The organism is Izhakiella australiensis, assembly GCF_002006995.1.
In the GTDB taxonomy this organism is placed as follows: domain Bacteria; phylum Pseudomonadota; class Gammaproteobacteria; order Enterobacterales; family Enterobacteriaceae; genus Izhakiella; species Izhakiella australiensis.
In genome coordinates, this window is sequence record NZ_MRUL01000004.1 from 209,620 (window position 1) to 233,711 (window position 24,092).

Below are 24,092 nucleotides of genomic sequence, written 5' to 3' on the forward strand. Positions count from 1 at the left end.
ATCACAGAGTCCGTCATCAGGTGCGCGCCGCGCGCAGGAATTCCACCGCACGCTCAAGGTCGCGGGTGCGCGGCGCCGGCGGCAGACTATTAAGAAAAGAGGCGCCGTAAGGCCGCATTACCAGCCGATTATCGCAGATCACCAGCACGCCGCGATCGTCAATATCGCGAATCAGGCGTCCCACCCCCTGCTTTAAGGTGATCACCGCATCGGGAAGCTGCACGTCGTTAAACGGATCGCCGCCGCGCAGCTGGCAATCCTCCATGCGCGCCTTAAGCAGTGGATCGTCCGGCGAGGTAAAGGGCAGCTTATCGATGATAACCAGCGACAAGGCGTCACCGCGCACGTCAACCCCTTCCCAGAAGCTGCTGGTCGCCACTAACAGCGCATTGCCGGCGGCGATAAACTGCTTGAGCAGCTGCCCTTTACTGGTTTCGCCCTGCAGCAGCACCGGCAGCGTCAGGCTGGCGCGAAACTCGGCAGCCAGCTCACGCATCATCAGATGCGAGGTGCAGAGAAAAAAGCAGCGCCCCTGGTTGGCTTCAATCAACGGCGCCATCATTTTTGCCAGCCGACGCGCGCCGCCGGGCTGATTGGGCAATGGCAGCTGGCGCGGCACGCAAAGCAGCGCCTGCTGACTGAAATCAAAGGGGCTGTTTAAGATAAGCGTTTGCGCTTTTTCAACGCCGAGCCGCTCGACGAAGTGGGTCATCTGCTCGTTGACCGCCAGCGTGGCCGACGTGAAAATCCAGCTGGCCGGACGTTCGTTCATCACCTCGCGAAAACGCTCTGATACCGAAAGCGGCGTCAGTGCCAGCACAAAGTGGCGAGAGTTACATTCATACCAGTAGCTAAAGCCCGGCTGGCTGACATCTTTCAGCCGCTTTAAGCGACCGCGATAAAGCACCGCACGTTCAAACGCGGCATCCAGTAGCGCTGAGCGTCCCAGCGACAGCTTAGCCACGTCATAGCACAGCTCCAGCGCATCATCGAGCAGCACCAATGCCCGCTGCACCGGCTGGTTACTGAGCAGTTCGCGCAGATTGCCGCGAAACCCCGGCTCGCCAAGCGCCAGCCGGAAGTCCTGGGCGCACTGAGCCAGGCGATCGGCGGATTTTTGCAGTTGCTGAACGTCACGCACCTCGGTGCGATAGGCAATGGTGATATCTTTCGCCAGATCCAGCAGCTGACGGCTGGAGACCTGCTGGCCGAAATACTGGCTGGCAATATCCGGCACCTGATGGGCTTCATCGAAGATCATAACGTCGGCCTGCGGGATCAGCTCGGCAAATCCGCTCTCCTTAACCACCATGTCGGCGAGAAACAGGTGGTGATTGACCACCACCACATCGGCATCCATCGCTTTACGACGCGCTTTAACCACAAAGCAGTCTTTATACAGCGGGCAGTCGCTGCCCAGGCAGTTGTCGTTGGTGCTGGTGACCAGCGGCCATACCGGACTGTCTTCAGCAACCGCCGCGCAGGTACTGATATCGCCATCGACGGTAGCCGCCGACCAGCCGCGCAAATGCACCAAATCGCTCAGCGCCTGCGCCGCCAGGTCGCCGCCGGCCATTGAATGCTGCTCCAGTCGCTCCAGGCAGAGATAGTTTGAGCGCCCTTTTAGCAGCGCCAGTGCCCCTTTGTAGTTAAGCGCGCGGGCGACGGTCGGCAGATCGCGGCTATAAAGCTGGTCCTGCAAGGCTTTAGACCCGGTAGAAATAATCACTTTTTTATTGGCGCGCAGCGCCGGAGCAAGGTAAGCATAGGTTTTGCCGGTGCCGGTTCCCGCCTCTACCACCAGCTCACCCTGCCCGGCAATAACGCGCGCCACGGCCAGCGCCATTTCACGCTGGGGCGCGCGAGGTTTAAAACCGGGAATTGCCTGCGCCAGAGCGCCATCGGCTGCAAAATCGTCTGTCACAAATTATCTCAGGCCTGCAAAAGTACTGGGAATTATGCCAGTATCGGTCCATGGAGACAAACGCTGCCCGTCGGGGCGGATCGCAAAGATGACAGCGCATTTTTACTGTGGCAGGCTGTGAGGCGAAAATCCCTGCCTGATTGCCAAAGGATAGACATCGATAATGACCATTGAACGTATTGACCCGGAACACCGGATGTCGGAAGCCGTCATTCATAACGACACCATCTATTACACCAGCGTGCCGGAAAACCTCGACAGTGATGCCGAAGCGCAGACGGCTGACGCGCTGGCGGTGATTGATAACCTGTTAATCCGGTTGGGTTCTGATAAAAGCAAAATTTTGGATGCAACCATTTTTCTGGTTGATAAGGCGGATTTCGCTGCGATGAATCGCGCCTGGGACGCCTGGGTTTCACCCGGAAACGCCCCTGTGCGCTGTACGGTGCAGGCTCAGCTGATGAACCCGAAATACCGCGTCGAAATTAAAATTATCGCCGCGAAATAGCGCAGATGTCGTTGCTGCCTCACAGACTGAGGCGGCAATCAGCCTGCTTAGTCTTCTTCATCCTCAAAGCGCGCATGGATCATGGCGCCGGAATGACTCTGGCGAATTTCCTGCGCAACCTGGGCAATCGCCTGACCGCTACTCATACCCGATTGCATTAGCGCCTGAATTCGCTCCACCGCCTGCTGCTGCTGGTAGTGGGAAAGCGCGGGTAAACCCTCAAACATAGTCTTCTCCTGAGTTGGCCGGTCATTATTTCACGAGCAATAAACAGATGCCAGCAGCAGAAAAATATGCCAGGCTTGCACGCCTGTAGCCGCTACGACTTCCGTTAGTTATGTCATTGAAATATCATTCGCTTCCTTATCATTGCGACGCGTTGCAACAACGCTTTGCGCCGCTGGCCTCGCTTCACTGGTCGATGCTGCTGCACTCCGGTGATGCCAACCACCCGGACAGCCGCTTTGATATTCTGGTGGCTGACCCGCTGGCCACGCTGGAAACGCGCGGTCTGCAAACCACAATCAGCGAAAAAGGCCGCCGGCGGGTGAGCGAACAAGATCCGCTCAGTCTCTGCAAAGCGCTGCTGACACAGTTGTTGCCCGAGGTTACGCCGGATGAATCGCTGCCGTTTCAGGGCGGCGCGCTGGGGCTTTTTGGTTACGATCTCGGACGACGCTTTGAGCGCCTGCCGCAGCGCGCGCAGCGCGATCTGCAGACGCCCGATATGGCTATTGGTATTTATGACTGGGCAATCATTGCCGACCACCAGCAGCAGCGACTGACGCTGCTGTGCCATGGCGATTTACAGCAGCGGCTTGACTGGCTCCAGAACCAGATTCGCCCCGCTGACGGCGACGCGTTTAAGCTCACCAGCCGCTGGCAGTCAAATCTCAGCCGGGAAGATTACGGCCAGCGCTATGAACAGATCCAGCGCTGGATAGCCAGCGGCGACTGCTATCAGGTTAACCTGGCGCAGCGTTTCAGCGCCGGATACAGCGGCAATCTTTGGCCAGCGTTTGAACAGCTGCTACAGGCTAACAAGGCGCCGTTCAGCGCCTGGCTTACGCTTCCTGATGCTCAGATCCTGAGCTTTTCACCTGAGCGCTTTTTACGCCTGCGGGCCGGCACAATCCAGACACGGCCGATAAAAGGCACGCTTCCCCGTCTGGCTGATGAACAAGACGACCGGCAGCAGGCGCTGCGGCTGGCGGCATCGGAGAAAGATCGCGCTGAAAATCTGATGATTGTTGATTTGCTGCGTAACGATATCGGCCGGGTAGCGCTACCCGGCAGCGTGTCAGTGCCGGAGCTGTTCGCGGTCGAAGCCTTTCCGGCGGTCTATCATCTGGTCAGTACCATCAACGCCCGTCTCCGGCCAGAACTGCATGCCAGCGACCTGCTGCGCGCCTGCTTTCCCGGCGGCTCTATTACCGGGGCGCCCAAAGTCAGAGCCATGGAGATAATCGAACAGCTGGAGCCTCATGGCCGCAACGCATGGTGCGGCAGCATCGGCTATTTCAGCGCCTGCGGCACCATGGACAGCAGCATCACGATACGCACGCTGATTGCTGAACAGCAAAGGCTTTACTGCGCCGCTGGCGGCGGCATCGTCGCTGACAGCCAGCAGGAGGCGGAATACCAGGAAACCCTCGACAAAATTGGCCGCATTCTTTCCGCCCTTGATGGGTTAGCAGAGCAAAATGAATAGCCAACAGCCACTGGATGACTTCCTCACCCGCTTTCAACTACAGCTGCCATTGTTACCCTGTCACTCCGGTCCGGGGCGTCAGGCGGCGGTGTTAGTGCCAGTGGTTAACCGGCCGCAGCCCGGGCTGTTGCTGACGCGCCGTGCCGCATCGCTGCGCAAGCACGCCGGGCAGGTTGCCTTTCCCGGCGGTATGCGCGATGCCAGCGACAACAGTCTGATTGAAACGGCACTGCGGGAAGCGCAGGAGGAAATCGCCCTGCCGCGCCATCTGGTGCGAATTATCGGCCGGTTACCCACCGTCGCCAGCTCGACCGGCTTTCAGGTAACGCCCTTTCTCGGCGTTATCCCGCCCGATTTAGCGCTGAGCGCCAACAAAAACGAAGTTGAATCAATCTTCGAAATGCCGCTCCAGCTAGCGCTGGATACCGCGCGCTATTCGGCGCTGGATATCAACCACCGCGGCCAAACCCGTCAAGTGTGGTTCTCACAATTTGACCAGTACCTGATTTGGGGTATGACGGCTGGAATCATTCGCCAGCTCAGTTTACAGACCCTACCCGTATTCATTACTTAACCGCTGGTATGGCATTAGTTTATTTCATGTGAAAAGGCGCAAGGTTCAGACATCCTGCACTTACTATTAGTGAAATAAACCTGCATGTTATCTGGCAGTGCTGCAATTTCAGGAGTTATTAGCGTGATTAGCGTTTTCGATATGTTCAAAGTCGGCATTGGCCCTTCAAGCTCACATACGGTGGGCCCAATGAAAGCCGGGAAACAGTTCATAGACGAATTAGTGGATAAGGGATTACTCCAGGACGTTACGCGTCTGGCGGTGGATGTTTACGGCTCGCTGTCGCTCACCGGCAAGGGGCATCATACCGATATCGCGATTATCATGGGCCTGTCCGGCGCGCTGCCGGAGGATGTCGATATCGATGCAATTCCCGCGTTTATTAAAGATGTTGAGCAGCGTCAGCGTCTGCCCGTCGCTAATGGTCAGCACGAAGTCGATTTTCCACGCGAAGGCGGGATGATATTTCGCAGCGAAAATTTACCGCTGCACGAAAATGGACTGACATTTTCTGCCTGGCACGGCGACCGCCAGCTGTACAGCAATACCTGGTACTCGACCGGCGGCGGCTTTATCGTTGACGCCGCCCATTTCGGCCAGTCGGCGCTGAATGAAGTCTCCGTGCCCTATCCGTTTCACTCCGCCAGCGAGCTGCTCAGTCACTGCCGCGATACCGGCCTTTCTCTGTCAGGTCTGGTGATGAAAAACGAACTTGCGCTTCACTCCCGCGCGGAAATTGAAGCCTATTTTGCACGCATCTGGCAAACGATGAGCGACTGCATCGACCGCGGACTGGACACTGAAGGCGTGCTGCCCGGCCCCCTGCGCGTTCCGCGCCGCGCCGCCGCGCTGCACCGGATGCTGTTGGCGTCAGGCAAGATGAATAATGATCCGATGAGCATTATTGACTGGATTAATATGTTTGCCCTGGCGGTCAATGAAGAAAACGCCGCCGGCGGGCGCGTTGTGACGGCTCCGACCAACGGCGCCTGCGGCATTGTTCCGGCGGTACTGGCTTATTACGACCGTTTCGTCGAACCGGTAACACCAGAAATTTTTACCCGTTACTTTCTGGCCTCCGGCGCCATTGGCGTACTGTATAAAATGAATGCCTCAATTTCCGGCGCAGAAGTTGGCTGCCAGGGTGAGGTGGGCGTAGCCTGTTCAATGGCGGCGGCAGGCGTTGCCGAGCTGTTCGGCGCCAGCCCGGAACAGGTGTGCGTCGCCGCCGAAATTGGTATGGAGCATAACCTTGGACTGACCTGCGACCCGGTAGCCGGTCAGGTGCAGGTGCCCTGCATAGAGCGTAATGCGATTGCCGCCGTGAAGGCGATCAACTCCGCACGTATGGCGCTGCGTCGCACCAGCCAGGCTCGCGTCTCCCTCGATAAAGTGATTGAAACCATGTACGAGACCGGCAAGGACATGAATGCTAAATATCGCGAGACCTCACGCGGAGGCCTGGCGATTAAGGTTCAGTGCGATTAAACAATAGCCCCACGCTTTTTCCGGCAGCCAGTAGCGCTGACTGCCGGAAAATATGCCCGGTATGCGCTGTCATTGCCTTCGGTAACACAGCTGACAACCACGCTTTTTTAGCGGCTAAAAACATTAGCGCCAGTGGCCCGCCATCCCGCTTTTTTCTCCAGCAAGACTAAACTTATCTACTTGCCAGCCGATAATCGAAGCTCTGGCTCCATGTTTATGCGTGATTTGAAGGGTGGTCGTCAATGCCAATGTCCCAGGAGGTTTTCGGACAATTTCGTCGCAAGCGTTTATTCATCGCTGCGACAATCGCTGCATTGGTGCTCGTAGTGACGCTGACCTTTCGTTTTTTTGAAGAAAAAAGCCATGTCGAGCAGCAATCACGCAGCTTTGCTGACAGGGCAATTCAGCGCTTTGATCGCCTGTTTTCGCCACTGGATATTGCAGCAAACAATACGATGGGACTGGTCGGCTTAAAGTGCGACCAGGTACGTTATCCGCTGATTGAAAAACTGGCGGCGCTGCAGACCATTCGCTCTATTCTGCTGGTCGATGATGACCGGATATACTGCTCCAGCATCTTCGGCGCCAGCAATATTAGCTTTAGTAACGCGTTTCCCGAACTGGCTATCGCCAGCCAGCGTATGATGCTGGTGGTTGACGATCAGCTACTTAAAGGCTCGCCGGTTTTGCTGCTGTGGACGCCAAGGTCTCTCGATAATCGCTCTGGCATTTTACAGACGATAAATATTGAACTGATGAGCAGCTATCTGCTGGAGCCGACGCTGCCATGGGTAGAGCGAGCCGTTATAAACGTGGGGGGTAAGAGCCTCGAATACGGCAACCCGATGATTGAGGCGGCGCAGCCATCTGAGGACGAAGTAAGCTATATACAGGCCTCGCTGCGCTATCCTTACTCTATTACCCTGTTCGGTCCGGAACCTGCCGCGCTGGCGATCTTGTCGCTGCCCTCCCAGCTGCCGCTGGCTTTACTGCTGAGCGCGCTGGTGGGTTATGTGGTCTGGCTGGCTACCGCTAATCGCATGAGCCTTTCATGGCAAATTAGCGTTGGCATCAACGCCCGTGAGTTTATCGTTTACTGCCAGCCGCTGATCAATGCCCGGACTAACGGCTGCGACGGCATTGAGCTACTGCTCCGCTGGCATAATCCACGTCAGGGGTGGATTGCCCCGGACGTCTTTATACCGCTGGCAGAACGGCAAAACTTAATTGCCCCCCTGACCCGATTTGTGCTCACCGAAGTGGTGCGCCAACTGCCACAGCTGCCTGGATGTGCTGGATTTCATATTGCCATTAACGTGGCCGCCAGCCATTTTCACCAGCAGGAAATTATTAACGATCTGCAAAAGCTATGGTGGCCGGCCGATCCAAAACCGCAGCTGATAGTAGAGCTAACCGAGCGTGACGCCCTGCCCGTGGTGGATCAAAGCACCGTCGCCTATCTGCATAAAATTGGCGTTAAGCTGGCAATCGATGATTTCGGCACCGGCCACAGCTCGCTGTCTTATCTGAAAACCCTGAGTCCTGACGTACTGAAAATTGATAAAATATTCACCGGCGCCATCGGCACCGACGCCATTAATGCCACGGTGACTGATATGGTTATTTCCCTGGCGCAGCGGCTGAATATCGCGCTGGTGGCCGAAGGCGTGGAAACCGCCCAGCAGGCGGAATATTTGCGTGACCGGGGCGTGAATGCCTTGCAGGGCTATTTTTACGCCCGGCCGATGCCGCTGACGGATTTCCCTCAGTGGCTGGAAAACTGGCGGCAAAACGGGCCTGCGACCGAATAAAAAAGCCCGCCAGAAAATGGCGGGCCCGCAAGCATTCGTTAACCGAAAGGACTCAGCCGCTATGAAGCGTCATCTTCATCTTCAGGGCGCGGAATCCGGGTGACCTTAACAAGATCAATACGGTAATCCGTCGCTTCAAGGATGCGGAAACTGAACCCTTGCAGCTCAATCACCTCATTAACCTGCGGCAGCTGACCGTGGTGATGGATCAACAAACCGGCCAGCGATGCATAATCTTCGGCAGGGTCAATCAGCCCGTGAATATTAAGCCGCTGCTGCAGGGAGTGCAGATCGGTTCCCCCTTTGACCAGCCAGCCATCCTGTTCAACCGAAATATCCGGGGTTTCATCCTCGTCGGGGAATTCGCCGGCAATCGCTTCCAGTACGTCAAGCGGCGTAATCAACCCCTGCACCACGCCAAACTCATTGGTGACAATCACAAAGCTGCCCCTGGCGCGACGCAGCACGCCGAGCAGATTGATCGGGTCGAGGGTTTCCGGCACGACAATCGGCATATGCGCAGCGGCAAATGCGGTAACGTCCATACCGTGCTCAACGGCAACCAGCAGCTCTTTCGCCCGCACCACGCCGATGATTTCATCCAGCTCGCCACGGCACACCGGGAATAAGCTGTGCGGCGTATCCAGCAGCTGGATGCGAATTTCATCCGCCGGGCGAGTGGCATCCACCCAGGATATTTCACCACGGGGCGTCATAATGCTGCGCACTGAACGTGAGGCCAGCGTCAGCACGCCGTTAATCATATAGCGCTCTTCTTCCTTGAAGGTCTCGTGCGGCAGCTCCTGCTGCCTGGCGGAAGCCTCAGGCTCATCGCGCTCGTCCTCATGCTGGCTTTGTCGCCGCGTGCCGACCATCTTCAGAATCGCCTCGGCGGTACGCTCACGCATTGGTCTGCGCGCCTGATGGCGCAGAAAATTGCGCCGGGCAATCTGGTTAAACAGCTCGATAAGGATCGAGAAACCAATAGCGGCGTACAGATAGCCTTTAGGTATATGGAAGCCAAATCCTTCCGCCACCAGACTTAAGCCGATCATCAGCAGGAAGCTGAGGCATAGCACCACCACCGTCGGATGCGCATTGATAAATCGCGTTAGCGGCTTTGATGCCAGTAGCATCACCGCCATGGCAATAACCACAGCCGTCATCATAATCGCGAGATTGTTGACCATCCCCACGGCGGTAATTACCGCATCAAGCGAAAAAACCGCATCCAGTATGACAATCTGTAGCACCACCGCCCAGAAGCTGGCATAGCTCTTGCTGCCTTCGCTGTTAACCTCGTGATTCTCCAGGCGCTCATGTAATTCCATCGTGGCTTTGAACAGCAGAAAAATACCACCGATAAGCAGAATGATATCGCGCCCGGAAAAGCTGAAATCGCCTACACTGAATAACGGTTTCGTCAGCGTAACCATCCAGGAAACCAGTGACAGCAGAGCCAGACGCATCAGCAGCGCCAGAGAAAGGCCGATTAAACGCGCTTTATCACGCTTCTTAGGCGGCAGCTTATCGGCAAGAATGGCAATAAAGACCAGGTTGTCGATACCAAGGACAATTTCAAGCACAACCAGCGTAAGCAAACCGGCCCAGACAGAGGGGTCAAGAAGAAATTCCATTACCTACTCCGAAGAAATAAAAAGGTCGATACCGCTGACGTAAAGCTATCCATGCGGCAGCATGTAGCACGGCAGAAATGAAAGAAATCGCGTTTGGACGCAGAGAGATGAGCCGGATGACCCGGTGGCATGGTTAAAGAACGTCGGTGACAGTCCATATGGGGGGCTGATGCCCGTTACTCCTGTGCAGTATAAGAAGCCTTACTCTAACAGTGCCTTAGAAACTCACAAAATAGATTATCGAATTTAACTGTAAAGTTACTTCAACTGCTGCTAAATCAGGCAACGCGTCGTCCGAGTGTGACACTCGTCTAAATTACTGAGCAAAGTCACATAATTTATTTTTTTGCGCACTAAAATAATTCGCGAATTATCTTAAGGTTATTGTATAAGTCTGCAATCATCTGACCTGTGTTAAGCAGGTATCCGTCAGGAAAAGTGATGATTAAAGCTGATACAGATAAACTCACGCGAACCTTTGCTTTCGGTCCGGGTTCGTATATCAGAGAAAGGAGGTAGCAAGTGACCATTGCTATTATGATTGGCACGCACGGCTGGGCAGCGGAACAACTGCTTAAAACCGCGGAAATGCTATTGGGAGAGCAGGAAAACGTCGGCTGGATCGATTTCGTCCCCGGCGAGAATGCTGAAACCCTGATTGAGAAATATCAAGCACGACTGGCCGAACTTGATACCGGTAGCGGCGTTCTGTTCCTCGTCGATACCTGGGGAGGAAGCCCGTTCAACGCCGCCAGTCGAATTGTCGTCGATAAGGAAAACTACGAAGTTATTGCCGGGGTTAATATCCCCATGCTGGTTGAAACGCTGATGGCGCGAGATGATAACCCGTCTTTTGCTGAGTTAGTGGCGCTGGCAGTCGAAACCGGTCGCGAAGGTGTCAAAGCGCTGAAGGCAAAAGAACCTGAAGCACCCGCTAAAGCCGCGCCGGCTGCCGTGGCAAAACCCGCCGCGCCCCAGGCTCCCCTCGGTCCAAACGATCATATGAAGATTGGCCTCGTGCGTATTGATGACCGTTTGATTCATGGCCAGGTCGCGACCCGTTGGACGAAAGAGACCAACGTTACGCGTATTATTGTCGTCAGCGACGAAGTGGCGAACGATAATGTACGTAAAACGCTGCTCACCCAGGTTGCCCCTCCGGGCGTAACCGCACACGTCGTCGATGTGGATAAAATGGTGCGCGTCTGGAATAACCCGAAATACTCCCGTGACCGCGTTATGCTGCTCTTTACTAACCCAACGGACGTACTGCGGGTGGTGGAAAACGGCATTGATATCAAATCCGTTAACGTCGGAGGCATGGCATTCCGCCAGGGTAAAACTCAGGTGAATAATGCGGTTTCCGTTGATGACAAGGATATTGAAGCGTTCCGCAAGCTGAACGAGCGCCAGATTGAGCTGGAAGTCCGTAAGGTCTCAAGCGATCCTCGACTCAAAATGATGGACCTGATCGCGAAAATCTAATACCGAAGATTTAATTTCTTATCCGCAGATGCGGTTTAACTTCAGTTATTGAATGTCAGAGGAGAAGTACAATGGAGATAACAATCCTTCAGCTTGTACTGATTTTTATTGTGTCCTGTATTGCCGGGATGGATTCAACGCTTGACGAGTTTCAGTTTCACCGTCCGCTGGTTGCCTGTACCCTGATTGGCCTTATTCTGGGTGACGTCGAAAAAGGTATCATCATCGGCGGTTCACTGGAGATGATTGCCCTTGGCTGGATGAACATCGGTGCGGCAATGGCGCCGGATGCCGCCCTCGCCTCCATCATTTCCACCATTCTGGTTATCGCCGGCGGTCAGAGTACCGGTGCTGGTATCGCGCTGGCTATCCCACTGGCGGCTGCCGGTCAGGTGCTGACCATCGTCGTTCGTACCATTACGGTAGCCTTCCAGCACGCAGCGGATAAGGCAGCGGAAAAAGGTAATCTGACGGCTATTTCATGGATTCACTTCTCCGCGCTGTTCCTGCAAGCGCTTCGTATCGCCATTCCGGCGCTGATCGTTGCCGTATCCGTTGGCACCAGCGAAGTACAAGGCTTGCTGGCTTCTATCCCTGAAGTCGTCACCAACGGTTTGAATATTGCCGGCGGCGTCATCGTGGTAGTCGGTTACGCGATGGTGATCAACATGATGCGCGCAGGCTATCTAATGCCCTTCTTCTACCTGGGCTTTGTTACCGCAGCATTTACCAGCTTCAACCTGGTTGCACTCGGCGTGATCGGCGTGGTTATGGCCGTGCTTTACATTCAGCTGGCGCCGAAATACAACCGCACGGCGGGCGCAGCCCCGGCTGCGGGTCCGGCAAATAACGATCTTGATAACGAACTGGATTAATTAAGGGGATATCACATGGTGGATACAACAAACCAGGCCAAAAAGCTGACGCAGGGCGACGTGCGCGGCGTATTTCTCCGCTCCAATTTGTTTCAGGGATCGTGGAACTTTGAACGCATGCAGTCGCTGGGTTTTTGCTACTCGATGGTGCCGGTGATCCGTCGTCTTTACCCAATCAATAATGACGACCGGAAACAAGCGATTAAGCGCCATCTGGAGTTTTTCAACACCCATCCTTACGTTGCCGCTCCGGTACTTGGCGTAACCCTGGCGATGGAAGAACAGCGTGCCAACGGCGCATCAATTGATGACGGTGCAATCAACGGTATTAAAGTCGGTCTGATGGGCCCGCTGGCTGGCGTTGGCGACCCTATTTTCTGGGGAACCGTACGACCGGTATTTGCCGCGCTGGGCGCCGGGCTTGCCATGGGTGGCAGCATACTGGGTCCAATCCTGTTCTTTGTGCTGTTTAACCTGGTACGCCTGCTGGTGCGTTACTACGGCGTTGCTTATGGCTATCGTAAGGGCGTAGACATCGTCGGCGATATGGGCGGCGGTTTTCTACAAAAGCTGACGGAGGGGGCGTCTATTCTCGGCCTGTTCGTTATGGGGGCGCTGGTAAATAAATGGACGCACATTAATATACCGGTGTTTGTATCAAAAATTACCGACCAAACCGGGAAAACCACCGTTACGACGGTGCAGACCATTCTCGACCAGCTGATGCCAGGACTGGTGCCGCTGCTGCTGACCTTTGGCTGTATGTGGCTACTGCGTCGTAAGGTAAACGCCCTGTGGATCATCATGGGCTTTTTCGTGCTGGGGATTTTCGGCTACTGGGTTGGCCTGCTCGGCCTGTAAGCTTTGCAGCGGGGGCGTCGCCCCCGCTGTGGTTAGAAACGATGCGCAACCGCTCCCGCGAACGGTTGCGCATCGCTTTTAAGGAGAGGTTATGACATTGAATGACATCGCGTTGGCGCTGGTAATCGCCTTATTTCTCGCCTACGCCATCTACGATGAGCTGATCATGCCGCGGCGTAAGGGAAAAACCGGTATGACGGTGGCGCTTAAGCGACGTAACCGCACCGACAGTCTGATTTTTGTTGGACTGGTCGCCATCCTGCTATGGCAGAATCTGCAGCATCACGGACCGCAAGTTACCACCACCCTCCTGCTGGTACTGGCGTTTATGTCACTGTACGTATTCTGGTTCCGCCAGCCTAAAATCGTATTCAAAGGCGACGGATTTTTTTATGCCAACGTATTTATTCGCTATGAACGTATTCAGTCGATGAATCTTTCAGAAGATGGCGTCCTGGTTATTCAGATTGAACAGCGCCGACTGCTGATAGAAGTGCGCGATCTGGACGATCTGGAGCGCATCTATCATTTCCTTATGGAAGGACAGCCAGCTACCACGCCTCAGGGCTGAAGCTGCCACAGGCGTAATATAAAATCAGTTTCGCATGCAAAGCGCTCAACGGTAGCAATACGCCCCCATACTTCCGGACGAGCGCGCCAGGCAAAGGGCGTCATCTGCAGCAGCGTTGCTGCGCTGTCACTGCTTAATGACAGTGGATATGCCAGCGACTCCTCTTTACACAATGACCAGCCCGGCAGCGATTCCGGCGCGGCATCATGCAACTTTGCCTCCTGATAAATTAGCGCTTTAAACTGCAACAAATGCCGTGGTCCCGGCGTCACCGTGAGTAAATAACCGCCGGGGCGCATCACCCGCGCCAGCTCGTCAGGATTACAGGGCGCATAAATGCGCAGCGCCGCGCTAACGCTGCTGTCCATAAAAGGCAAGCGCTGGCTGGAAGCGACGCAAAATGCCACGTCCGGATAGCGCTTCGCCGCACTGCGTATTGCCTCGCGGGAAACATCCAGACCGTAAACCCTGGCATTCGCGTTAGCAGAGAGAGCCTGTACTACCGCGCCGGTGTAATAGCCTTCACCACAGCCAATATCCAGCACCCTCTGCGGCGTCGTATCGCTATCGATAACCTCAGCGAGCAGTCGGCAGACACCATGCTGTAGCGGCTGATAGTGCCCCTCATTAAGAAACTGCCTGCGGGCCTGCATCATTTCAGCGCTGTCGCCGGGCTGTTTCGAGCGTTTATGCTGCACCGGCAGCAAATTTACGTAACCTTCGCGGGCGCGGTCAAACTGATGGCGGTTAATGCAAACCCAGCTTGTTTCCTGCCGGCAGAGCGGCTGATGGCAAAGGGGGCATTGGTAGCTCATTGCAAATGGTCTCACTGATAAATCAGTCGCGCAGTGTACTGCAAATGAAAAAACCCTGCCATGTTGACAGGGTTTTATTCATCAGAGTGTTACGGCGCCGGCCGACGTGCGGCCAGCGCTGCGGCTCATCAGATAGCAGTAACGTTTACAGCTGCAGGACCTTTCTGACCGTCCTGGATTTCGAACTCTACGTTCTGACCTTCTGCCAGGGTTTTGAAACCGTTACCCTGGATTGCAGAAAAGTGTACGAATACATCTTTGCTGCCGTCAGCCGGAGTAATGAAACCGAAGCCTTTAGACTCGTTGAACCACTTAACCTGACCTTTAATCTTTGCCATTTTGCAAATTTCCTTAGAGTGTATTTTTTGCCCGTAGGCTGTACTGACAGAGAAACCAGAGACATTACTGAATGAGGCACTAATTAAGGTTCGGCAAGGAAGCGGTATTCAACGTCAACGTCTGTACTCAAAACTTCTTTACTGAAATGCCATACATAAACAGAACTGTACCTCGATTTACCCAACAGGGTTATCACATATCCTCAATATAATGGCAAGCCATTTTTAGACAACAAATGAGATAATGCGCATAAAAAAGAGAGTTAAGCACGGAAGGTAAAAATATCCGCTTTATGACCCACCGGACCGCTGCTAAAAAAATATTTTTTTAATCAATGAATTAAAGATAAAAAACACTGAAGTCAGCGCCATACGACGCGGGTTCATCCTGAGATGATACGATAGTACAGGATATTTTCCTGCAAGGTTATTGCATAAATATTGCAACGCTTTGCTGCTTTAGCGTGAATAAAGCGTTCACCATAATTATTCGTTGTCAGGGAAACTATGCAGAAATAAATTTGATGTACAAGTTAACTTATGCTTGCACCAAATCCAGGAAAAGCATTCCTTCTATGCCCTAAAAAAAAGCAATGATGCTCTATTTATATTTTTACTTATCATCAGCAGGCGAAATATAAAAAGCATAAAGCACTTTTTCGATATCACTCAGCATCAGATTAGGACAAATCCTGGATTAAGTTTTTCAGCAGATATCGCTGCCCTATTTTCCACGGATAAAAAAACGCTGATGCCAGCCCGGCATCCCTCAACGCCTGATCCAGTACCCACGGAGGTTCATCTAACGATTCGTCCGCCAGCTCAAAAACGCCCCAGTGAACGGGGATAGTCAGCGGACAACCGGCCGCCTGATGCAGATGTACCGACTGTGAAGGGTCCATATGCTGGCCCTGCATGAACCATTTTGGTGCATAAGCGCCAACCGGCAGCGCCAGCAGATTGAACGGACCGAGGCGTTCAGGGATCGCCAGCAGGCTGTCCGAGTAGCCGCTATCGCCGCTAAACCAGAAGTTTAATTTCGCCTGCTTAATCACCCAGCCGCACCATAGAGAACGATTGCGATCCCACAGGGTACGCATCGTCCAGTGGCGGGCAGGCACTGCCTGGAAGGTTATTGAATCCAGCTGGACTGTCTGCCACCAGTCCAGTTGCGTAACGCGCCTGGCGCCCATGCGTTTGAACCAGGGAGCCAGCCCGAGAGGAACAATAAATTCCACCTGCGGGAAACGACGTAAAATTTGCTTTATCGTCGGCCGGTCGAGGTGGTCATAGTGACTATGAGAAATAACCACGTAGCTGAGTGACGGTAAGTCGGCGATTTGCAGCGGCGCCGGCGTTTTACGCTGCGGACCATAAAAGCTCACGGGGGAAACGCGGGGCGACAGTGCGGGATCGATCAGCGTATATTGCCCGGCGAGACGTAGCATAATTGCAGCATGCCCAAGCCACCATACCGCATCCTCGCTGCCCGTCAGGTCAACCGGCTGACACCAACGACTAATGAACGCCGGGTACCCTTCTTCTGGCGGAAGAGGAAGCCCGCTAGCTTTGCGCTCTTTCTGCCATTTTTTCAGATCGCCTTTTTGACGTAGCTCCGGCTCAGGGTTTTTAAATCCTTCCGGCGTGTGATGCTCAAGGTGGGGATCATACCAGGGATTTTTCCATGCCACGTTTTTGCCTCCGTGTTTTGCTGTGGCCTAGCGTTCAGGGATCAGACGGGTAAAGTCTTTATCTTCATCCGCCGGTTCCGCGGCTTCCTCTTCACCGACCACTTTATCCGTCAGGCGGCGTAACAACATATTCTGCTGTTTTTGCTCTTCAAGCAGCGCTTCCAGCAGGCGAATTTGCGCGTTTGCTTTAACGCTAGCCCGGTTCACAAAATACCAGGCGATCAGCGCCGCGATGATGACCACCGCAAAGGCGATGATTGACGTCAGTCCTGAAGAGCCATTTGCCAGTTCGTTCATTTTACCTTTCCCCGGTGTGCAATCAGCACACCAAATTATCTGTACAGCGTTGGCTAATTGTTAAACCAACCGGTAAATTCTACCCGGTTACACACTGATTTATAACCCATCGAAAGAGAAAAATCCGTTTCAGATAATAACGATATGCGGCCTGAATGCGGCGATTTCAGTATCCTCTTATCGATTTCATCATAGGCGGCAATCATGCTGCTATTATTGTTTCTGCCAGCATGAGTGGCAGCAGGCAGCGCGGTCTTTTAACAAGGAGAAAACATGAAATTTTTAGTACGAATTTTGGCGATACTGGTCATTATCTGGTTGATAATGCTAGTAACGGGCTATGGTGTACTAACCGGTAGTAGCAAAAACGTCGCGGGTCTGGGATTGAAATGCCAATATCTGACCGCCCGTGGTATGGTTTCCTCGCAATATCTGCACAGTGACAGCGGCGTGGTCGGCGTATCTGAATGCCCGGTTCTGAAAAAAAGCAGTGAGGTGGTCGATAACAACTAGCTTGAAAGCGACGGGGCTAGCTTTAGCCCCCTGCTTTTTACCACGGGTAATCACCATAGCCCATTTGAGCCGATACATTACGTCCGGCGTGGTGCAGCATCGCGACATAGTCAGATTTTTGCTCTTCATCAAAACGCAGAGTAGGAAAAGAGAGACTCAAACCGGCAATCACCATACCGAAACGATCATACACCGGCGCGGCCAGACAGCGGATACCCATTTCCTGCTCTTCATTATCCTCGCCATATCCCTGCCCCCGCACCCGATCAAGGACCGGCAGCAGAGCCCCGGTATCGGCTAAGGTACGTTCAGTGGTGCGAACAAAATCAACCCCATCAAGAATAGCTCTGACTTCAGCTTCAGGGCGCCAGGCCAGTAACACTTTGCCAATGGCGGTGCTGTATAATGGGTTACGTCGGCCAATGCGCGAATACATCCGCAGATTATAGAGAGAATCTATTTTATGAATATAAACAATGCTGTCTTCATCCAGGGCACCAAGGTGAATCGTTTCACGCGTCAGGCGCGATAATTCACGCATTTCCTGATCGGCCAAGCGAATCAGGTCAAGATTCTGCAGCGATTTAGCACCGAGTTCGAACAGTTTTAGCGTCAGCGCATATTTTTCGCTTTCCCCTTCCTGCGAGACATACCCCAGCGATTTCATGGTTTGTAAAAAACGATAAACCGTACTTTTAGACATCATCACCCGCTGAGCCAGCTCGGTAATGCCTATTTCTCTCTCATCACCCAGCGCCTGCAATATGCCAAACACCTTAAGCACGGACGAAACAGCATCCGGCTGCTTGTCATTTTCCAGCGCAGACATAGGAGCTCCTCATTTCAGCATTGAGTTTTAAAAAAAATGGAACGCTTTTTTCAGTATACTGACCGCGCTGATTTTCAGCAATTCTCCGCACTGCGGACCACAGTGATTGTCCCTATCCCATTACACGAGCAGATAGCTTTATGCCGCTATAATCATTAGCATGTTAACTATCCGTATTACCATCTGCTGATATTCCTCATATGCAAACTACCACGCCCGCTGACGGGCTTCCGCTGCCGTTGCGCTACGGTGCCATCGCCACCATTGCACTCGGCATCACGATGGCGGTTCTGGACAGCGCTATAGCTAACGTGGCGCTGCCCACTATCTCACGCGAACTCCATGCCAGCCCGGCTGAGTCAATCTGGATTGTTAACGCCTATCAGCTGGCAATCGTCGTGTCGCTACTGACCCTCTCTTTTCTCGGCGATATGCTGGGCTACAGGCGCATTTATCAGTGGGGGCTGGTGCTGTTCACCTGCACGTCTTTATTCTGCGCGTTATCGACGTCACTCAGCATGCTGACGCTGGCGCGCGTTTTGCAGGGGCTGGGGGGCGCCATGCTGATGAGCGTCAACACCGCGCTGATACGTATTATTTACCCGCAGCGTTTTCTCGGACGCGGCATGGCCATCAACTCACTGGTGGTGGCGGTCTCCACCGCAGCAGGGCCAACGGTTGCCGCCGCGATTCTGTCGGTTGCCAGCTGGAAGTGGCTATTCTTAATCAATGTCCCGGTGGGCATTATCGCTCTGTGGCTGGCCCTGCGTTATTTGCCGGATAACCAACAGAAGAATAGCCAGCAGCGTTTTGATTTTATCAGCGCCGTGATGAATGCCCTCAGCTTCGGTCTGATGCTCTCCGCGCTCAGCGGCTACGCGCAGGGCGTGGCGATGAAGTGGGTTATTCTGCAACTGGTTCTGCTGCTGGTAATCGGCAGCTTTTTTATCCGCCGCCAGCTGCAAATGCCGGTACCGCTGTTTCCGGTGGATTTGCTACGTATTCCGCTGTTCTCTCTGTCGATGTGTACCTCTGTTTGCTCTTTCTGCGCCCAGATGCTGGCGATGGTTTCACTGCCTTTCTTCCTGCAAAATACGCTGGGGCGCGATGAGGTCGCTACCGGCTTGCTGCTGACGCCATGGCCACTGGCGACCATGGTACTGGCCCCCATTGCCGGCAGGCTAATCGAACGCTTTCACGCTGGCCTGCTAGGCGGTATTGGCCTTGCCGTATTTGCCAGCGGCTTATTTTCCCTCGCGCTGCTGCCCGCCGCGCCTGCCGATGGCGATATTATCTGGCGCATGATGCTGTGCGGCGCCGGTTTCGGTTTGTTCCAGTCACCGAATAATCACACGATTATCAGCGCAGCGCCGGCTAACCGTAGCGGCGGCGCCAGCGGCATGTTGGGAACCGCACGTCTGGTCGGACAGACTACCGGCGCAGCGCTCGTGGCGCTGATGTTCAATCTCTTCAGCGAGCATGGCACCCATGCGGCGCTGCTGCTGGCCGGCGCCTTCTCGACGGCGGCGACCATTGTTAGCCTGATGCGTATTAAGCAGCCGCTAAGCAAGTAACCTGTTGAGGCAAAAACAGGGCAAAAAAAAGCCGGACGCCTTTTCAGCGTCCGGCTTGTAGCCTGTAACGGGAATTACTTCAGGTAAGCGCCGTTGCGCAGCGCTTCGATACGCTTATCCAGCGGCGGATGTGACATGAACATCTCGCTGAAGGTTTTTGATTTACCGTTGATGCAAAAAGCCAGCATGCTGTTGGCCTCCTGCGGTTCATAGCTGGTTTTCAGGCGCTGGAGCGCGGCAATCATCTTTTCGCGCCCTACCAGCTTCGCCGAGCCGGCATCGGCGTGAAACTCACGATGACGCGAGAACCACATGGTGATAATGCTGGCGATAATGCCAAACACAATCTCTAACACCATGGAAACCGCGAAGTAAACCAGCGGGTTACCGCTATTGCCTTCTTCGTTGTCGCGATTGCCGGACATAAAGCCCGCCGCAACCTGCGCAATAATGCGTGACAGAAAGATAACGAAGGTGTTAACCACGCCCTGGATCAGGGTCATTGTCACCATATCACCATTAGAGATATGGCTGACTTCGTGGGCCAGCACCGCTTCCGCCTCATCGCGGCTCATGTTCTGCAGCAGACCGGTTGATACGGCAACCAGCGAAGCATCGCGGCGAGCGCCGGTGGCAAAGGCATTAATATCAGGCGCATGGTAGATGGCCACCTGCGGCATGCCAATCCCTGCCTGCTGCGCCTGGCGGGAGATGGTGTCCATCAGCCAGCGTTCCGTTTCATTGCGCGGCTGCTCAATAACTTCACCGCCAACGGAACGCAGCGCCATCCATTTAGACATCAGCAGCGAGACGAACGCACCGCCAAAGCCAAACAGACCCGCCATAATCATCAAAGCCGGAATACTGCTTCGCTGGATCCCTGTCAGACTGAGGATCAGCCCGAAGACCACCATGACTCCCAGGTTAGTCAGCAGGAAAAGAGCAATACGCATCATAGAGTTAATCTTCCTCAGTTAAAAAATTGTCTTGTTGCGAGCTATATCCTATGGGCTACGTGGCGCAATTCAAGCAACCTTAACCATTACGGGGCTATAACGACATAACTTTACATTTTGTAGCACTTTCCCTCTCGCTGACATAGCCAGCGTTAGCATAAGGACAATACCGCAAAGAAAAGCCGTGCTGAGGGAGGGATTACCCGCGCTGCGTTGCAGAACGCTGAGTATAAAAAAGGGCAGCGCTGGCTGCCCTTGAGGTTATTTAGTCGCCGCCGGGGTGCCAGGCTTTTGACTGGCCTCCAGCTGCGCCAAATCGTTGGCGATGCGCACTGTCTCATCAAGATAGGGATCGGGCTCTTTATAATCTTTTGGCAGGTCGTCGAGGCTCTTAAGCGGCTTTTTGCCTTCCTCGGCATAGCGCGCATTAATCCGCTCCAGACGCAGCGCATCTTCTTCATGATTCTCTTTCTCACGCTGGGCGTAGTTCAGAGAAATATGGTTGCGTTTATCTTTCATGGCGTTAAAACGCGCGATATCTTTAATGATGTACTGGAATTCACGATCTTTATCGATACGCTCGTCGTGCATTTTCTTCAACTCGGGGGCATAAGCTTTCACGTCGCCCATCTTCGAGTAGGTAGCCGGTTTGATGCTATCCCAGGGCAGCGCGTTATCTTCAAACTTTTCGCCGGTTTCCACTGCTTCGACGCCGGTCGGCATCATCAGATCGGGCGTCACGCCCTTGCGCTGCGTACTGCCGCCGTTTATACGGTAAAACTTCTGGATGGTGTAGGTGATGGTGCCAAGGGTTGGCCACTCCGGGCGCAGCATCTGATCATAGATGCGGTTTAGCGAACGATATTGCTGCACCGTTCCCTTACCAAACGTTGGTTCGCCAACAATCAGCGCACGGCCGTAATCCTGCATGGCAGCGGCGAAGATCTCAGAAGCTGAAGCGCTGAAGCGGTCTACCAACACCACCAGCGGGCCTTTGTAATAAACGATGCCATCGTTATCACTGTCTTCGCGGACCTTGCCGTTGTTATCTCTGACCTGTACCACCGGACCGCTGGGAATAAACAGTCCGGAAAGAGAAACCGCCTCGTTGAGGGCGCCGCCACCGTTGGTACGCAGGTCGATAACGATGCTATCCACCTTCTGTTTTTCCAGCTTTTGCAACTGCGTCTTAACGTCTTCCGTCAGCCCGACGTAAAAGCCGGGAATATCCAGAACGCCGACCTTTTCTTTACCAACGTTTTTCACCGACATTTTCACCGCGCGGTCTTCCAGGCGGATCTTCTCACGCGTCAGGGTGACGGTGCGGGTTTTCGTTCCCTTACCGGAAGGCAGTATTTCCAGACGAACTTTACTGCCTTTCGGGCCTTTAATCTGGGCAACCACGTCATCCAGACGCCAGCCGATAACGTCAACCATCGGCTTACCGGGTTGCCCTACGCCGACGATACGATCGCCCACGTTGAGCATTTTACTGCGCGCCGCCGGCCCGCCGGCGACCATGGAATTGATCACCGTATAATCTTCATCCATCTGCAATACCGCGCCGATACCTTCCAGCGAGAGGCTCATTTCAGTATTAAACTGCTCGGTATTGCGCGGTGACAGATAGTTAGTATGCGGATCGATTTCATGAGCAAAGCTGTTCATTGCCAGCTGGAATACATCCTCGCTGTTGCTCTGGGTCAGACGGCGGATTGCGAACTGATAACGCTTAGTCAGGATATCGCGAATCTCTTTTTCGTCTTTGCCCGCCAGCTTCAGGCTCAGCTCATCATATTTAACTTTAGCGTCCCACAGCGCATTAAGCTCTGCTGCCGATTTCGGCCACGGCGCTTTGCTGCGATCGACATCAATCGTATCGTTGCCATTGAAATTCATCGGCCGCTTCAGCACGCTGAGCGCATACTGATAACGCTCAAAGCGCCGCCGCTGCGCCAGATTATATAAATCGTAAAAAACCGTCAGCTGGCCACCGCGCAGCTCATCGCCAAGGGTGGTTTTTTTATTAGCATAGCTTGCAACATCAGAAGCCAGCAGCACGTTGTGGCTGTAGTCCAGCATGTTGAGGTAGCGATCGAAAATTTTCGCTGAAAAAGCGTTGTCCAGGTCAAACTGACGGTAGTGAGAATGCGTCAGACGCGATGTTACGCGTTCACTCACCGTTGCGTCCTGAGGCTCCTGCTTGAGAATCGGGAGCTGATCTTCCCGGGTTATCGCAGCGCTTTCATTGGCCAGAGCAGGGCCTGCCAGCAGCAGACCCGCAAGGATAGTCATTTTAAACGTAGTGTTCATGCCCCTAATCGGCCTCCGTTTCAGAACTGCAAATGTTCTGCGCGCACAATCATTGCCAGGCCGGAAGCCAGCTCTACCCGAACGCCGTCTTTTGTAATTTCAAGAACCGTGGCATCCATCGCACTTTTACCTGCTTTTACCTTAATATTCTGACCCACCGCCAGCGCGGCAGTATCGGTAACAGGTTTGCGGGGTTTCGCTTCTGCGGGCTTGCGCTCCGCAGCCGGACGCGGCGGTTTGTTGTTGCTACGCGGCTTACGTACTTCTTCTCCCGCCGCTGCGGCTTTACGCGCTGCGGGCTTACGCGGACGACGCGCGCCCTCTTCTTCGCCAGCCTCACGCCTTTTAGCCTGCTGCTTTTCACGCTGCGCCTGCACGCGGGCTTTTGCTTCTTCTAACTGCTTGCGTGCATGTTCAACGTGCTGTTCGTCAAGTTCGCCGCAAGGGTTGCCATCCAGGTCCACACGAATGGCACCGGCTTTAACGCCATAAAGGTAGCGCCAGCTGGAGGTATAGAGACGCAGAGCGGAACGCAGCTGCGTTTTACTCAGACTCATTTCGCCCTGAACGCGGTCAACGAGATCCTGAAAGATACCGATCTTAAGAGGACGTGCTTCACCTTCGGCGCTGAAACATTGCGGGAAACGCTCGGCCAGCCAGGCGATGACTTCTTTACTGCTGTTCAACTTAGGTTGATTTTCCATGAAATTTCCTGATTACAACGGGTTTGCCAACCAGCGCAGGCATGAACAGGCGTCATTATAATGACCGTGACGCCAATTGCTACGTGATTGAGCGCTTTAGCGACGATTGATCTGCAGAAAGTGATGCAGGTCGGTTGCAGCTAACGCTTCACTCAGCCATTCACTGAGTATTTTAAGCCCCGCTTCGTCCTCGCCATCAAATCGGTTATAAGCCACGCTGTCGATATCCAGCACGCCAATAACTTCACCGTTTAGCGTCAAGGGTAATACAATTTCCGCATTGCTGGCGGCATCGCAGGCGATATGTCCGGCAAACGCATGAACGTCGCCGACGCGCTGAATAGTTTTTTCCGTGACGGCGATGCCGCATACGCCACGGCCAACAGGTATTCGCACGCAGGCTATTTTGCCCTGAAACGGCCCCAGTACCAGGGTGTTACTTTCACTCAGCAGGTAAAAACCGGCCCAGTTAACCTGCTCCAGACGCTCAAAAAGCAGTGCGCTACAGTTGCCCATTAGTGCCAGAAAGCTGGTCTCGCCGTGAGTCAAAGCGCGTAAATCACGGTTCAGCTCGTTATAAAACTCTTGTTTGTTCATCAGCTACCACTGTTTAACTT

General features: G+C 54.0%; 23 protein-coding genes and 1 pseudogene. 11 read left to right on the forward strand and 13 right to left on the reverse strand.

Features of this window, described 5'->3' with window-relative positions; all coding sequences use genetic code 11:
- Nucleotides 1–16 precede the first annotated feature (16 nt).
- Entirely contained in the window at nucleotides 17–1,924 is a 1,908-nt protein-coding gene (locus tag BTJ39_RS08790) for a DNA repair helicase YoaA (RefSeq protein ID WP_078002305.1), read from the reverse strand.
- A gap of 163 nt (nucleotides 1,925–2,087) precedes the next feature.
- On the opposite strand from BTJ39_RS08790, the gene BTJ39_RS08795 reads away from it, so the two are divergent.
- Complete coding sequence (locus BTJ39_RS08795) at nucleotides 2,088–2,432, forward strand: RidA family protein (protein WP_078002306.1); 345 nt, start codon at nucleotides 2,088–2,090, stop codon at nucleotides 2,430–2,432.
- A gap of 47 nt (nucleotides 2,433–2,479) precedes the next feature.
- Here the strand turns inward: BTJ39_RS08795 and BTJ39_RS08800 are convergent, their stop codons facing one another.
- Nucleotides 2,480–2,659: a YoaH family protein gene (locus BTJ39_RS08800; RefSeq protein ID WP_078002307.1), complete on the reverse strand. Its 180-nt coding sequence runs from the start codon at nucleotides 2,657–2,659 to the stop codon at nucleotides 2,480–2,482.
- Nucleotides 2,660–2,769: 110 nt separating this feature from the next.
- On the opposite strand from BTJ39_RS08800, the gene pabB reads away from it, so the two are divergent.
- From pabB to BTJ39_RS08820, 4 genes are all read left to right on the forward strand, one after another.
- Nucleotides 2,770–4,143 carry an aminodeoxychorismate synthase component 1 gene (gene pabB, locus BTJ39_RS08805; protein WP_078002308.1) on the forward strand — a complete coding sequence of 458 codons (1,374 nt, stop codon included), beginning with the start codon at nucleotides 2,770–2,772 and terminating at the stop codon, nucleotides 4,141–4,143.
- Complete coding sequence (locus BTJ39_RS08810; RefSeq protein WP_078002309.1) at nucleotides 4,136–4,717, forward strand: CoA pyrophosphatase; 582 nt, start codon at nucleotides 4,136–4,138, stop codon at nucleotides 4,715–4,717. Before pabB ends, BTJ39_RS08810 begins: the two co-directional genes overlap by 8 nt.
- Before the next feature lie 123 nt (nucleotides 4,718–4,840).
- Nucleotides 4,841–6,205, forward strand: a complete 1,365-nt coding sequence (locus BTJ39_RS08815) for an L-serine ammonia-lyase (RefSeq protein WP_078002310.1) — start codon at nucleotides 4,841–4,843, stop codon at nucleotides 6,203–6,205.
- A gap of 242 nt (nucleotides 6,206–6,447) precedes the next feature.
- Entirely contained in the window at nucleotides 6,448–8,016 is a 1,569-nt protein-coding gene (locus tag BTJ39_RS08820; protein WP_078002311.1) for an EAL domain-containing protein, read from the forward strand.
- A 59-nt stretch (nucleotides 8,017–8,075) separates the two neighbouring features.
- Here BTJ39_RS08820 and BTJ39_RS08825 read toward each other — a convergent pair whose 3' ends face one another.
- Nucleotides 8,076–9,653, reverse strand: coding sequence for a TerC family protein (locus tag BTJ39_RS08825; RefSeq protein WP_078002312.1), 1,578 nt, complete (start codon nucleotides 9,651–9,653; stop codon nucleotides 8,076–8,078).
- Between the two features lie 522 nt (nucleotides 9,654–10,175).
- Between BTJ39_RS08825 and manX the strand changes: the two genes are divergently transcribed.
- The 4 genes from manX (at nucleotide 10,176) to BTJ39_RS08845 (ending at nucleotide 13,445) form a co-directional block, all read left to right on the forward strand.
- Nucleotides 10,176–11,138: a PTS mannose transporter subunit IIAB gene (manX, locus tag BTJ39_RS08830; protein WP_078002313.1), complete on the forward strand. Its 963-nt coding sequence runs from the start codon at nucleotides 10,176–10,178 to the stop codon at nucleotides 11,136–11,138.
- A gap of 71 nt (nucleotides 11,139–11,209) precedes the next feature.
- Nucleotides 11,210–12,013: a PTS mannose/fructose/sorbose transporter subunit IIC gene (locus tag BTJ39_RS08835; RefSeq protein ID WP_078002314.1), complete on the forward strand. Its 804-nt coding sequence runs from the start codon at nucleotides 11,210–11,212 to the stop codon at nucleotides 12,011–12,013.
- Between the two features lie 15 nt (nucleotides 12,014–12,028).
- On the forward strand, nucleotides 12,029–12,874 hold the full coding sequence (locus tag BTJ39_RS08840) for a PTS mannose transporter subunit IID (protein WP_078002315.1): 846 nt from the start codon (nucleotides 12,029–12,031) through the stop codon (nucleotides 12,872–12,874).
- A 91-nt stretch (nucleotides 12,875–12,965) separates the two neighbouring features.
- On the forward strand, nucleotides 12,966–13,445 hold the full coding sequence (locus BTJ39_RS08845; RefSeq protein WP_078002316.1) for a DUF986 family protein: 480 nt from the start codon (nucleotides 12,966–12,968) through the stop codon (nucleotides 13,443–13,445).
- Here the strand turns inward: BTJ39_RS08845 and rlmA are convergent.
- From rlmA to BTJ39_RS08865, 5 genes and pseudogenes are all read right to left on the reverse strand, one after another.
- Entirely contained in the window at nucleotides 13,436–14,260 is an 825-nt protein-coding gene (gene rlmA, locus BTJ39_RS08850; RefSeq protein ID WP_078002317.1) for a 23S rRNA (guanine(745)-N(1))-methyltransferase, read from the reverse strand. The genes BTJ39_RS08845 and rlmA overlap by 10 nt on opposite strands.
- A gap of 128 nt (nucleotides 14,261–14,388) precedes the next feature.
- Nucleotides 14,389–14,598 carry a transcription antiterminator/RNA stability regulator CspE gene (gene cspE, locus BTJ39_RS08855; RefSeq protein WP_001062678.1) on the reverse strand — a complete coding sequence of 70 codons (210 nt, stop codon included), beginning with the start codon at nucleotides 14,596–14,598 and terminating at the stop codon, nucleotides 14,389–14,391.
- A gap of 13 nt (nucleotides 14,599–14,611) precedes the next feature.
- Nucleotides 14,612–14,729 (reverse strand): annotated as a pseudogene (locus BTJ39_RS25135) (DUF2627 domain-containing protein).
- Between the two features lie 549 nt (nucleotides 14,730–15,278).
- A complete protein-coding gene (locus BTJ39_RS08860) occupies nucleotides 15,279–16,289 on the reverse strand; it encodes an MBL fold metallo-hydrolase (protein ID WP_078002318.1) in 1,011 nt (336 codons plus the stop codon).
- 27 nt (nucleotides 16,290–16,316) lie between these two features.
- Nucleotides 16,317–16,586 carry a YebO family protein gene (locus BTJ39_RS08865; RefSeq protein ID WP_078002319.1) on the reverse strand — a complete coding sequence of 90 codons (270 nt, stop codon included), beginning with the start codon at nucleotides 16,584–16,586 and terminating at the stop codon, nucleotides 16,317–16,319.
- Nucleotides 16,587–16,859: 273 nt separating this feature from the next.
- Between BTJ39_RS08865 and BTJ39_RS08870 the strand changes: the two genes are divergently transcribed.
- Nucleotides 16,860–17,099, forward strand: a complete 240-nt coding sequence (locus BTJ39_RS08870; RefSeq protein WP_078002320.1) for a YobH family protein — start codon at nucleotides 16,860–16,862, stop codon at nucleotides 17,097–17,099.
- Nucleotides 17,100–17,136: 37 nt separating this feature from the next.
- Here the strand turns inward: BTJ39_RS08870 and kdgR are convergent, their stop codons facing one another.
- A complete protein-coding gene (kdgR, locus tag BTJ39_RS08875; RefSeq protein WP_078002321.1) occupies nucleotides 17,137–17,928 on the reverse strand; it encodes a DNA-binding transcriptional regulator KdgR in 792 nt (263 codons plus the stop codon).
- A 200-nt stretch (nucleotides 17,929–18,128) separates the two neighbouring features.
- On the opposite strand from kdgR, the gene BTJ39_RS08880 reads away from it, so the two are divergent.
- Nucleotides 18,129–19,502, forward strand: a complete 1,374-nt coding sequence (locus BTJ39_RS08880; RefSeq protein WP_078002322.1) for an MFS transporter — start codon at nucleotides 18,129–18,131, stop codon at nucleotides 19,500–19,502.
- A 74-nt stretch (nucleotides 19,503–19,576) separates the two neighbouring features.
- Here the strand turns inward: BTJ39_RS08880 and htpX are convergent, their stop codons facing one another.
- From htpX to BTJ39_RS08900, 4 genes are all read right to left on the reverse strand, one after another.
- Nucleotides 19,577–20,458 (reverse strand): protease HtpX, encoded by an 882-nt coding sequence (htpX, locus tag BTJ39_RS08885; RefSeq protein WP_078002323.1) that lies wholly within the window; start codon nucleotides 20,456–20,458, stop codon nucleotides 19,577–19,579.
- A 261-nt stretch (nucleotides 20,459–20,719) separates the two neighbouring features.
- On the reverse strand, nucleotides 20,720–22,771 hold the full coding sequence (gene prc / locus BTJ39_RS08890) for a carboxy terminal-processing peptidase (RefSeq protein WP_078002324.1): 2,052 nt from the start codon (nucleotides 22,769–22,771) through the stop codon (nucleotides 20,720–20,722).
- A gap of 20 nt (nucleotides 22,772–22,791) precedes the next feature.
- Entirely contained in the window at nucleotides 22,792–23,475 is a 684-nt protein-coding gene (proQ, locus tag BTJ39_RS08895; RefSeq protein WP_078002325.1) for an RNA chaperone ProQ, read from the reverse strand.
- A 96-nt stretch (nucleotides 23,476–23,571) separates the two neighbouring features.
- Nucleotides 23,572–24,072 carry a GAF domain-containing protein gene (locus BTJ39_RS08900; RefSeq protein WP_078002326.1) on the reverse strand — a complete coding sequence of 167 codons (501 nt, stop codon included), beginning with the start codon at nucleotides 24,070–24,072 and terminating at the stop codon, nucleotides 23,572–23,574.
- Nucleotides 24,073–24,092 lie beyond the last annotated feature (20 nt).